The sequence below is a fragment of the Flavobacterium sp. Arc2 genome (assembly GCF_041431385.1).
Taxonomy (GTDB): Bacteria; Bacteroidota; Bacteroidia; order Flavobacteriales; family Flavobacteriaceae; genus Flavobacterium.
Genome location: NZ_JASMRH010000010.1, coordinates 17,855 through 30,708, shown reverse-complemented (window position 1 = coordinate 30,708; position 12,854 = coordinate 17,855). Strand labels below are relative to the sequence as shown.

At 32.2% G+C, this 12,854-nt stretch carries 8 protein-coding genes; 6 read left to right on the top strand and 2 right to left on the bottom strand.

The window, feature by feature from the left end:
• Positions 1-186 precede the first annotated feature (186 nt).
• The 5 genes from QO182_RS08675 (at position 187) to QO182_RS08655 (ending at position 8,523) form a co-directional block, all read left to right on the top strand.
• Positions 187-4,626, top strand: a complete 4,440-nt coding sequence (locus QO182_RS08675) for a translocation/assembly module TamB domain-containing protein (protein ID WP_371561028.1) — start codon at positions 187-189, stop codon at positions 4,624-4,626.
• Positions 4,627-5,096: 470 nt separating this feature from the next.
• Positions 5,097-6,083, top strand: a complete 987-nt coding sequence (pfkA, locus tag QO182_RS08670; RefSeq protein WP_371540106.1) for a 6-phosphofructokinase — start codon at positions 5,097-5,099, stop codon at positions 6,081-6,083.
• A gap of 77 nt (positions 6,084-6,160) precedes the next feature.
• Complete coding sequence (gene gap, locus QO182_RS08665) at positions 6,161-7,165, top strand: type I glyceraldehyde-3-phosphate dehydrogenase (RefSeq protein WP_371540115.1); 1,005 nt, start codon at positions 6,161-6,163, stop codon at positions 7,163-7,165.
• 127 nt (positions 7,166-7,292) lie between these two features.
• Complete coding sequence (locus QO182_RS08660; RefSeq protein ID WP_371540121.1) at positions 7,293-8,144, top strand: N-acetylglucosamine kinase; 852 nt, start codon at positions 7,293-7,295, stop codon at positions 8,142-8,144.
• A gap of 4 nt (positions 8,145-8,148) precedes the next feature.
• Positions 8,149-8,523 (top strand): methylglyoxal synthase, encoded by a 375-nt coding sequence (locus QO182_RS08655; protein WP_371540128.1) that lies wholly within the window; start codon positions 8,149-8,151, stop codon positions 8,521-8,523.
• On the opposite strand, the gene QO182_RS08650 is transcribed toward QO182_RS08655, so the two are convergent.
• Positions 8,504-8,884, bottom strand: coding sequence for a RidA family protein (locus QO182_RS08650; RefSeq protein WP_371561026.1), 381 nt, complete (start codon positions 8,882-8,884; stop codon positions 8,504-8,506). The genes QO182_RS08655 and QO182_RS08650 overlap by 20 nt on opposite strands.
• Positions 8,885-8,947: 63 nt before the next feature.
• Positions 8,948-11,701: a putative LPS assembly protein LptD gene (locus tag QO182_RS08645; RefSeq protein WP_371561025.1), complete on the bottom strand. Its 2,754-nt coding sequence runs from the start codon at positions 11,699-11,701 to the stop codon at positions 8,948-8,950.
• 79 nt (positions 11,702-11,780) lie between these two features.
• Between QO182_RS08645 and QO182_RS08640 the strand changes: the two genes are divergently transcribed.
• A complete protein-coding gene (locus QO182_RS08640; protein ID WP_371561023.1) occupies positions 11,781-12,818 on the top strand; it encodes an N-acetylmuramoyl-L-alanine amidase in 1,038 nt (345 codons plus the stop codon).
• Positions 12,819-12,854: the final 36 nt, after the last annotated feature.

The window sequence follows — 12,854 nt, the reverse complement described above, 5'->3', positions numbered from 1 at the left end:
TTTTTGAATTATATTTACAAACCGATTTTATTTTTTATAATTTTACGGCGCAGCCAAAATTAAAGAATTTTTATTAAAGGTGCCGCTCTTTCCTTGGGCAAAATAATATTTTAGGATAAAAATAAAACAACAATAGGTATCAAAAAATTCATTAAAATATTTTTCCGTTTCATTTTGGGACTAATTGTGCTTTTACTCTTACTCGGTATCGCTCTTTCGATACCTTATGTTCAGACAAAAATAGCGCAGCATTTTACAAATAGTATTAATAAAGACTTTGGAACAAATATTTCCATAGACGCAGTACGTCTATCCGTATTTGGAGGTGTGAAGTTCAAAAATGTTTTAATTTTAGATCATCATAAAGATACTTTGATTTTCTCTAAAATTGTAAATACGAATATACTAGAAGGAAAAAAAATTCTAGATGGGGATTTGATCTTTGGAGATGTCAGACTTGATGGTTTGTTATTTAAAATTAAATTATATAAGAATGAAAAGCAAACCAATTTAGATCAGTTTATAAACGCCTTTGATAGTGATAAACCCTCTACAAAAAAGTTTTTATTAAAAGTTGATAACGCCTATGTTACCGATGCTCATTTTAGTGTTACTGATGAAAATAAAGCAAATCCAGTTGACGTTGATTTTACAAAATTAAATACAACTCTTAGTAAATTTTTACTCTATGGACCAGATTTAAAGACAAACATAGTTAAAATGTCTTTTCTAGATCATCGCGGTTTATATGTTGTAAATATGAGTTCTAATTTTACATATAGTAAAAAGAAGATTCAATTTGATAAGCTTGATTTAACTACTAAGGAATCACAATTCAAGGCTAATGTAATTTTAAATTATAAAGCTGGTGATTTTTCAGATTTCACGGATAAGGTAAACTTTGATGTTAAGATAAAACCCTCGCAAATTGCTACTAACGATATAAGACATTTTTATAATGAATTAGGTAAAAACCAATTTTTCAAAATAAATGCTACTATAAAAGGGCCGTTAAATAAGTTAAATATCAGCAATCTTAATTTAGTTGATTCAAATAATACTCGGATTAATGGTGCAATAGCGTTCAAAAATCTTTTTGGTGATGCTACTCAGAAGTTTTATATGGATGGTGAGTTTACCAGGATTTCAAGTAGTTACACTAATTTAGTAAATATACTTCCAAATGTTTTAGGGAAGAAATTACCAGCAGAGCTACAAAGAGTAGGGAATTTTACTTTAGTAGGTAATTCTCAGTTAAGTGTTACTGCTATCGATGCAGATTTTACAATGGTATCCGATTTAGGGAGCGTAAAATCGTTTTTTAGTATGAAAAGCATCGATTTTATTGACAAAGCTTCTTATATGGGTAATGTTATTTTGGAAGATTTTGATTTGGGGGCTTTATTAGACCGTAAAGATCTGGGGAAAATAACCATGAATATTGATGTAGATGGTAAAGGGTTTACTGAGAAATATCTGAATACTGCACTAAAAGGAGATGTGTCTAAAATAGATTATAATGACTATAGCTACACTAATGTAGTGGTTAATGGTAATTTTAAAGCACCTAATTACAAAGGTCAGATTTCGATCAATGACCCTAATCTAAGTATGAACTTTGATGGTTTATTAGATTTAACCAATAAAGAAAATAAATATGATTTTCATATTAATGTTGAAAATGCTGATTTAAACAAGTTGAAATTCGTTAAAGACTCTACTTCTGTATTTAAGGGAGATGTAGTTGTTCAGGTAACGGGGAATTCAATTGAAAATTTGCAAGGAAATGTATATATAACAGAGACTTCCTATCAAAATGGAAAAGACACTTATAATTTTGATGATTTTAATGTCAACTCCAGTTTTGATGCAGACAAAGTACGTACAATTACCGTTAATTCTCCTGATATTATTGAAGGTGAGGTTGTTGGTAAATTTAAGTTTGGCGAACTTGGGAATTTAGTTAAGAATTCTTTGGGGAGTTTGTACACCAATTTTAAACCAAACAAAGTTAGTAAAGGGCAGTTCTTGAAGTTTAATTTTACGATTTATAGTAAAATTATTGAATTGCTGTATCCTGAAATTGCCATAGGATCAAATACCGTTGTAAGGGGTAATATAAAATCAGATACCCAAGAGTTTAAGCTGAAATTTAATTCTCCACAAATTGTAGCTGCTAAGAATATATTCGATAATATCAGAGTATCGATTGATAATAAAAATCCGCTTTACAATGCTTATATTGAATTGGATAGTATTAAAACTAAGCATTATAAAATTCGTGATTTTAGTCTTATTAATGTAACGATGAAGGATACTTTGTTCTTTAGGTCAGAATTTAAAGGCGGACCAAAAGGACAAGATTATTTTAATCTGAATTTATACCACACCATTAATAAAGATAACGATAATGTAGTAGGATTAAGCAAGTCTGAAATGAAATTTAAGGACTATTTGTGGTTTTTAAATGAAGAGGAAACGCCTAACAACCAAATTATTTTTGACAAGTCATTTAAAAATTTCAAGATAGATGATATTATTTTATCTCATGAAGACCAGGCTATATCGTTAAAAGGAACTATAAAAGACAATACAAACAAGGATCTAAATCTAAGCTTTAAGGATGTCGACCTCTATAAGATTACACCCGAAGACGATAAATTTGTGTTTCAAGGAAATATAAACGGAGACATTAGTTTTAAGCAGAACAAGGCAGTTTACAAACCTACGGCTTCACTTGTAATCGACCATTTAAACATAAATAAAACAGATCTGGGTGATTTGAAATTTGATATTGAAGGAGACCAGAATCTGGAAAAATTCACAATAAATTCTTATTTAGAAAATGAAAATTTTGAATTGTTTAATGCTTTTGGAAATTTCCAAATTATAGACAAAGAAACTTTTCTTGATATGAAATTGAAATTTGCTAAATTCGATTTGGGGGTTTTAAGTTCATTAGGAGGAGATGTTATTTCTAATATAAGAGGGCTGGTTAGCGGAAATGCGACGATTCAAGGTAATTTGAAAAAGCCTGCAATTAATGGGCGTTTGTATGTTGAAAAGACGGGTCTGACAATTCCTTATTTAAATGTAGATTATGAATTAAATGACAGATCAGTAATCGATCTGGTTGGTCAAAAGTTCTTGTTTAGGAACAATACGTTGACAGATTCAAAATTTGGAACAAAGGGAGCTTTAAACGGAGTTATTGAACATAATAATTTTGGAGATTGGAAACTTGATTTGGCTATCAATACTAAAAGACTATTGGTGCTAAATACCGTGGATAAAGAGGATGCGGCTTATTATGGTACTGCATTTATAGATGGGGATGCAACTATAAAAGGCCCAACAAATGGTTTATTCATTAAAGTAGCGGCAAAATCTGAGAAGGGAACTGAAGTCAAAATCCCGATAAATTATGCTGAAAGTGTCAGTGATAATTCTTTTGTACATTTTTTGACTGCTAAGGAGAAGTATAATATCCAGAGAGGAATAGTTGAAGATACAAGGAACTATAAAGGATTGGAATTAGAGTTTGATCTTGATATTACCGATGATGCAGAAGTGGAAGTAATTTTAGATCGTGATTCAGGACATGGAATTAAGGGAAAAGGTTTTGGGTCCTTATTATTTAAGATTAATACTTTAGGAAAATTTAATATGTGGGGTGATTTCCAGGCATATGAAGGTTCTTATAACTTTAAGTATGGTGGATTGATTGATAAGAAATTTGATGTTAAGAAAGGTGGTTCTATTTCATGGGAAGGAAATCCAATGAAAGCGCAATTGAATCTGGAAGCTGTTTATAAAACGACTGCTAATCCTGCAGTGCTATTAGAAAACTCATCGTTCAGTAGGAAAGTGCCTGTAGAGGTAGTGATTGGAATTCGTGGAGATTTAGCTAGTCCAGAACCTGATTTCAATATTGAGTTCCCAACAGTCAGCAGTGTATTAAAATCAGAGATTCAATACAAATTAAATGACAAAGACATTAGACAAACACAAGCACTTTATTTATTGTCAACAGGTGGATTTTTAAGTTCTGAAGGTGTCTCTCAGTCTGATTTTTCAGGAAGTTTATTTGAAACAGCCTCAAGTTTATTGGGAGGTATCATAAAATCAGATAATGAAAAATTCAAAGTTGGTCTTAATTATATTTCTGCAGATCGAAGAATAGGACAAGAAGCTGATGGAAGATTTGTGGCAACTATTTCATCAAAAGTAAATGAACGAATTACAATTAACGGAAAAGTGGGTGTGCCTTTAGGCGGCATTAATGAATCGGCAATTGTAGGCGATTTAGAAGTTCAATATAGGGTTAATGAAGATGGAACTCTTAATTTGCGTCTGTTTAACCGTGAAAATGATATTAATTATATCGGACAAGGAATTGGCTACACACAAGGAGTAGGGGTAACTTACGAAGTAGATTTTGATACTTTTAAAGAATTAGTCAATAAGATATTTAAAAATCAGAAATTAGGTATAGAAAGTACTTCTACCCAGCAATATCAGGACTCAAACCTGGCGCCAGAATATATTAATTTTACTAAGCCTAAGAGTCCTAAAACGGAAACTCCTAAGAAAAACAATGAAGCAATAATCCCTGAGGAAGATTAGGGCTTTGTTGTACTGAATATTTATCTTTAAACGGCTTTAATTTCATAGGTATTAGAGCGTATAGTTAAGTATTACTTCTAATAATATAGGTAAAAATTTCACTGCTGAATTTCGTTTAGGTCATGTTTCTCATCAATACTGTTATTGCATTACTTTTTTTTTTAGGGGGATGCATAACATTGTATTTCTTCATTTTTCAATAGTACTTTTATTTAAAAAGGATTGGTTTAGAATTGCATTGGAGTTATTTTGTAATTCATGTGCTAAACCTACTATTTGTGCTAAATAATAGTTAATTATCATATAATATTTAAAAAAATTAACTTTTATTAAAAAAAAGGGCGTTTTTTATGATTTTTCGAAAACTTATTAACGAAAACGTTTGAATTTAGTTTAGTTAACTAATTTAGTAAAAACATAACGCTAAAAGTGCATTATGTTTGCTAATTTTACGCTTTAATACTTAAATAATGCCAAAAACAATAAAAAAAGTAGGGGTACTTACTTCGGGTGGTGATTCACCTGGAATGAATGCTGCTATTCGATCAGTCGTTCGAACTTGTGCTTATCATAACATAGAATGTATAGGGATTTATAGAGGGTATCAAGGAATGATTGAAGGAGACTTCAAAGAAATGGGACCTCGTAGTGTGAATAACATTGTAAATAAAGGAGGGACAGTTTTAAAATCAGCTCGTTCTCTTGAATTTAGAACTCCAGAAGGAAGAAAAAAAGCACATGACCATCTTGTAAAAGCTGGAATAGATGCTTTGGTAGTAATTGGAGGAGACGGAACATTTACAGGAGGCATGATATTTAATGCTGAATTTAATTTCCCAGTAATGGGTATTCCAGGAACTATTGATAATGACATATTTGGGACAAGTCATACTTTAGGATACGATACCGCTTTAAACACAGTAGTTGAAGTAATTGATAAAATTAGAGATACTGCAAGTTCACATAATAGACTATTTTTTGTCGAAGTTATGGGAAGAGATGCGGGACACATTGCTTTGAATGCTGGTATTGGAGCAGGAGCAGAGGAAATACTTATTCCAGAAGAAAATTTAGGATTGGATCGATTGTTAGAATCGTTACAAAAAAGTAAGGCTTCAGGAAAATCATCTAGTATTGTTGTTATTGCAGAAGGGGATAAAATTGGTAAAAATGTATTTGAATTAAAAGATTACGTTGATGCAAATTTACCTGAGTATGATGTTAGAGTTTCTGTTTTAGGTCACATGCAACGTGGTGGTTCTCCATCTTGTTTTGATCGAGTTTTAGCTAGTAGGTTAGGCGTGAAGGCAGTTGAGTCACTATTAGAAGGGAAATCAAATTACATGGTTGGATTACAAAACGATACTGTTGTATTAACACCTTTAGAACAAGCTATAAAAGGAAAGACTGAAATAGACAGAGAGTTGCTTAGAGTCTCTGATATTATGTCAACATAAATAAGAATGAAGTTTATTGTGAGGAAATTAGACTTTAAATGAAAATTACAATAAAATAAACAAAAAAATTAATTAAGATGTCAAAAGTAAAATTAGGAATAAACGGTTTTGGAAGAATTGGAAGAATTGTTTTTAGAGAGTCTTTTAATAGAGATAATGTAGAGGTAGTAGCAATCAACGATTTATTAGATGTTGATCACTTAGCTTACTTGTTAAAATATGATTCAGTTCACGGTGGTTTTAATGGAACTGTTGAAGTGAAAGAAGGACAACTTTTTGTAAACGGAAAAAATATCCGTGTTACTGCAGAAAGAAATCCAGCAGATTTGAAATGGAATGAAGTAGATGTTGATGTTGTTGCTGAATGTACTGGTTTTTTCACAACTGTTGAAACTGCAAATGAGCACATTAAAGGTGGTGCTAAGAAGGTAGTAATTTCTGCTCCTTCTGCTGATGCTCCAATGTTTGTAATGGGAGTAAACCATACTGAAGCTAAAGCTTCTGACTTAGTAGTTTCTAATGCATCTTGTACTACAAACTGTTTAGCTCCACTAGCTAAAGTTATTAATGATAACTTCGGAATTGTTGAAGCTTTAATGACTACAGTTCACGCTACAACTTCTACACAAATGACTACTGATGGTCCTTCTAGAAAAGACTGGAGAGGTGGTCGTGCTGCTTCTGTTAATATCATCCCATCTTCTACAGGTGCTGCAAAAGCAGTTGGAAAAGTAATTCCAGAATTGAATGGAAAATTAACTGGTATGGCTTTCCGTGTTCCTACAACAGATGTATCTGCAGTAGATTTAACTGTAAAAGTAGCAAAAGAAACTTCTTACGAAGAAATTATGGCTGCACTGAAAACAGCTTCTGAAACTACAATGAAAGGTATCTTAGGATATACTGAAGATTTAGTTGTTTCTCAAGATTTTGTTGGTGATTCTAGAACTTCTATTATTGATGTTAATGCAGGAATTGGTTTGAATTCTACTTTCTTCAAAATCATCTCTTGGTATGATAATGAATATGGTTACTCTAGTAAATTAATTGACTTATCTGTACATATTACAGGATTAAAATAATCTTACTATAATAAAATCCCGTTTTTAATTTTTAAACGGGATTTTTTTTTATTTTTAGAGATTAATTGTACTAAACCAAAACTTTACTAGGTTTAGGAGATAAAAGATAACCAAAAAACCAACAGAAATGAGATTAATAGTTGACAGTGGTTCGACAAAAGCGGATTGGATTGCAATAGATGATAATGGAAAAGTATTGTTTACCACACAAACCTTGGGGTTAAACCCTGAAATTCTTGAAAATGAACAGATTATTGAACGTCTAAATGACCGTTTTGATATTGTTCAAAGTAAAAAAACGGCTACTCATTTGTTTTTTTATGGTGCAGGTTGTGGAACAGATAGAATGAAATTAAATCTATCACAAGCTTTTCAAAGTTATTTTACTAATGCAATTGTTTCAGTTGAAGAAGATACTTATGCAGCAGTTTATGCAACTACGCCTAAGGGGCAAAAAGCAATTGTTTCTATTTTAGGAACTGGTTCTAATTGTAGCTATTTTGACGGAAAAGAACTGCATCAAAAAGTACAGTCATTAGGATATATAATCATGGATGATTGTAGTGGGAATGTTTTTGGGAAAGAATTAATACGTAAATATTATTTCAATAAAATGCCCAAAGAATTGGCTGTAGAATTTGAAAAGGAATACAATGTAGATCCTGACTTTATTAAAAGTAAATTATATAAAGAAGACAATCCAAATGCTTATTTAGCCACTTTTGCAAAGTTTTTAATTCAGCATAAGGATACTGAATTCTGTAGAAAAATCATCTTTAAAGGAATGAAGTCTTTTGTGAAAAATTATATCAAACAATATGATAATTGCAAAGAAGTACAAGTGAACTTTGTAGGTTCTATTGCTTTCTATTTGAAAGATGAATTACAAGAAACTTTTGATAAATACGATTTGAAACTTGGTAATGTTCTTAGACGACCTATTGACGGCCTAATTGCCTATCATATTTTAAATAAATAGAACTATGGAAATTGCTATAATTGCCCATGATGGAAAAAAAGCGGATATGGTTCAGTTTTTGAATAAAAACACAGCGCTATTACAACACATTAAAATAAAACTAATTGCAACTGGAACTACTGGAAGTAAGGCTGAAAAAGCGGGATTTAAGGTAAAAAAGATGCTTTCAGGACCTATGGGTGGTGATGCGCAAATTGCAGCGAGAGTAGCCGAGGGAAAAACAAAAATGGTTTTGTTTTTCAAAGATCCATTGGCGAGTCATGCTCATGAAGTAGATATAAATATGTTGCTTCGAGTGTGTGATGTACACAATGTGCCAATAGCTACAAACGAAGCAACTGCTCAATTACTATTAAAAGCTATAGAATTGCAATCATAGAAATTTCTACATTTACATTTTTTGGCAAACAAGCCACTTGAACCGTTTCACGAGCTGGAGCGGTTTTTTCATTGAAATAAGTAGCGTAAACGCTGTTTATTTTAGCAAAATCATTCATGTCCATGATGAATATGGTGGTCTTAACTATATTTTCAAAAGTCATTCCAGCCTCATCAAGTACTGCTTTCATATTTAGCATCACTTGTTTTGTTTCTGCTTCAATCGTGTCTAATACTAGCTCTCCTGTCGCGGGATTGATAGCAATTTGCCCAGAAGCATAAAGTGTGTCTCCTTTAAGAACTGCTTGATTGTAAGGGCCTATCGGTGCGGGAGCTTTGTCTGTGAAAATTATCTTTTTCATAAAAATGGTTTTTAGGTTTTTAATAAATTATTATCAATGAAACTATTAGAGGGTACTTACGAATTAACGTGATGTATTTGTACTTCGTTTATCCCACTTGATATCGCTTAATACACCTGATTTTATTCCGATAAAGAATCCCCAGTTGGCATTAGTTCCAAAAGGTGTCCAATTGAAATCCATTCTCCAACTCAATAAATCGCGCTCAAAACGCAGTTGTGTAAAGGTAACTCCGTTTTGTACAAAATCATACCCGGTAGATATTCCCGCTTTCCATTTTGGAGTCAAGTCAGCATTGGCTGAAATCATTATTGAATTTCCAATAATTTGTTTCTCACGGTTAGTGTTTCCGTACGTTAGAGAATAGGCAAATGTCATATCCCAGGGTAATTTTGAGCTAAAGAATTCTGAAATTTTATCGTCTCCTGCTTCTTCTGCACCATCAAACTGACTTTTACGATTGTCGTTTAAAGCTGTGGTCGAACCAAAGAGATCATCTTCACGCCCTCCGTTTCTCTCACTTTGTTCGTTTTTTTTATTTTTGTTTTTGTCCTTTTCTTTACTGGATATTGAGTAGTTCAAAGTCATATTAGCACTTGTCATTCTAAATAAACTACCACCGTTATTAATATTATATGTAGCAATTCTAGTTCCTGAATTATCAATGGCATACGGGTCTAAGGTAGCGCCAAAGTTGACGTTCATTTTATTGGCAAACAATTGTGTTCCACCACTAACACGAACTGGTGACCAGGCAAGTGTTGTTATTCCGTCTGCATCTAAATTGTAACTAGTTGATAGATTTAAATTGTTTAGCAACATTATTTTTTTTGGTTCTACTTTAGTGCTGTCTTTATCAGTCACTTTTGCTTCAAATGTATTGCTTAAATCAAATCCAAGCGTGTTAGAGTTGGTTAGTCCTGGCGCTCCAAAGATTCCACCTTCAAAACGAGAATATTGCTTTGTAATTGTTCCAGTAGCGTCAGCAGCGTAAGTGTCGTAGTATTTTTCGAAACTTGGCGTATAGCCATAAGAAACAGAAGGTCTCATGACATGTCTGATTGATTTTATTTTTTTGTCATCGCCAAAATTAAAAGTACCATAAATTGTGGTACCTACACTTGATGAAAAGGAATACGTTCTATAAGCATCAAAACCGTTTATGGTTTTATCTACTACTGCACTTTGGTCATTATCATAGCTTCTCTCAATTGTTTTTGCATACCATACTTCTTCATAATTTACAGAGGTAGAAGCACTAAAATATTTAAACAATTTAAAGTTAGTACTTATAGGAATACTATGTTGTACTCCTAACTGTGCATCTCTAAACATTTCTGATTTAAAAAAAAGTGAATCAGTGGTTGTAATTGTATTTCGACCGTTTAAATTATATTGTAAATTGATGTTTTTGAAAAAACCTTTTTTGATACCGTCTTTTCCAACAAAAGGATAAATTCGATCCACACTAAGTTGAAGAGTGGGTAAGGTCATATTAATAACTTCAGTTTGCGTGTTCTGTGAGTGGGTCGCAGATAAAGACATTCTTACTTGCGGAACTGTTTCGAATGTTTTCGAATAGGAAATCGAGGAACTTAGGGTGTTGTTAAGATTAGACCCAATATTAGCCTGATTTATCGATTGCTGAAAATACTTGCTACTTCCAAGATTTACAGATGCCGAGAAATTTGAATTTGGACTAGCTTTAGTATCTCTAGAATGAGACCATTGAATGTTATAAATTTTTTGTTTAGCATAATCAGGGTAGCCTCTCTCGCTCGTGATTAAGTTTTCATATCTAAAATTGATATTACCTCTGTAAGCGTATCGTTTTGCATAAGAGGACTCAAAACGCATACCGTAACTACCATTGGTGTAATAATCTCCTAATACAGTTAAGTCGTAATTATCACTTAAAGCAAAATAGTATCCTCCATTTTGTAAGGAGAAACCTCTTGTGTTAGAGTCACTATAGCTAGGTAATATTATTCCAGAGATACTAGTCTCTTTGCTAAGAGGGAAGTAAGCAAAGGGTAATGCTATAGGCGTGGGAACATCGGCAATAACTAAATTTGTTAAGCCTGTAATTACCTTTTTTCCAGGAATGAATTTTACTTTGTTAGTTTGAAAATAATATTCAGGATTATCAACGTTCGTTGATGTTGTGAATCGTGCGCCTTTTAAAAAGTAAACGGAATCATTTTCTTTTTTAGTAATAGCAGCTTTTATCCTAAATTCTCCCTGTTCTGATCTTGAATTCCAAATTAAAGCTTTTTGTGTTTTAAAATTAAAGCGAATAGAATCAGGTTCTACTTCGTTTGTTCCTTGCTTAAAGTGGGGATATTGGGTGTATTTTCCTGTAGAATCTTTTATTCTTCCAGCATAAACCTCGTTTTTCTCGTAATCCATAACGATTATTCCAGCCGTTAATTCAACATCTTGGTAATAAAGCTCTGCTTTGTCGTATAAAGTGATCAGTTTTTTCTTTTGATCTATCCTGGCGTATTTGTCTGCCTTATATCTAACCTTGCCATCAAGAAAGGCTTTTTTAGGTTTAATAGTATCTTTTTTTTGCAGCGTATCTGTTTCCTTTTTTAGGGCTAAAATAGACGCGTTGTTCTTATTAATGACTAGGGAAGAACTATCTGCCTGCTTTTTAGGAGTTATGACGGTCGTTTTTTTAGATATATCTTGAGAATATAAATTGGCACATCCCATTGTTAGGAAAAATGATGCTAAAACGATATTAAATAAGTTTGTCTGCAAAGGTTTAAATGCTATTTTTGTAAAATTATGGCCTGTTTTTTGAAGTGTCAAACTTACAGATTATTTGTTGGCAAAAATAATCAAATAAAAAAATTAAGTGCTACTGTTCCAATAAAATTAACTTTAACATATGAAATTCAATTATTATAGTTTTTTGATTACGACTTTAATACTGCTTAGCAATACGTCTGTATTTTCTCAAAACGATCAAAATTTCACCGTAATACTTGATGCGGGTCATGGTGGTAAAGACCCAGGTAATTCTTATCATGGGTATAGTGAAAAAGACATTTCGCTCAAAACTACTCTTAAGGTGGGTGGGTTTTTAGAAAAAGTTGCTGGTTTTAAAGTTATTTATACTAGAACCACTGACGTTTTTATTGAATTAGCTAATAGACCTAAGATCGCTAATAAAGCGAATGCTAATTTATTTGTTTCCATTCATTGTAATTCAGTAAAAAGTTTTCAGCCTTATGGAACCGAAACTTTTGTAATGGGTTTGTCTCGAAGTGATTTAAATTTAGAAGTAGCTAAAAGAGAAAATTCTGTGATTTTATTAGAGGATAATTTTAAAGATACATATCAGGGATTTGACCCAAATAAACCAGAATCTTTAATTGGGTTGACGATTTTACAAGAAGAGAATCTAAATAACAGTATTATTTTAGCGACTGAGATTCAGAATAATTTCACAAATAATTTAAAAAGAAATTCAAGGGGTATAAAGCAGCAACCTTTATGGGTTTTAGATGCTGTTTATATGCCTAGTGTTTTAATTGAACTTGGTTTTTTATCGAATAGAGAGGAAGGTGAGTTTTTAAATTCAGATGAAGGGCAAGACCAAATGGCTCTGCAAATCGCAACTGCAATAGTGGAATACAAAAAAAAATATTTTGGAACGGCAGCAATTACTGATAGCGCTGTTCAAAGTAATGGATTAGCTTCAAGTAATACAACTATATATAAAGTACAACTTATAGCAAGTTCTAAAAATTTACCGTTAATATCCAGTAACTTTAAAGGATTAAACAATATATCAAGTACATATGAAAATGGAATATATAGATACACTTATGGAGAAACTTCTAATCTGGAAGAAGCAAATAAAATGCAATTAGAGGCTCAAATGGTGGGATATAGTGACGCATTTGTAGTTCCGTCTAATTAAGATCAAAGTCTTAGCTTAATAGTTTTGATGTTGTTA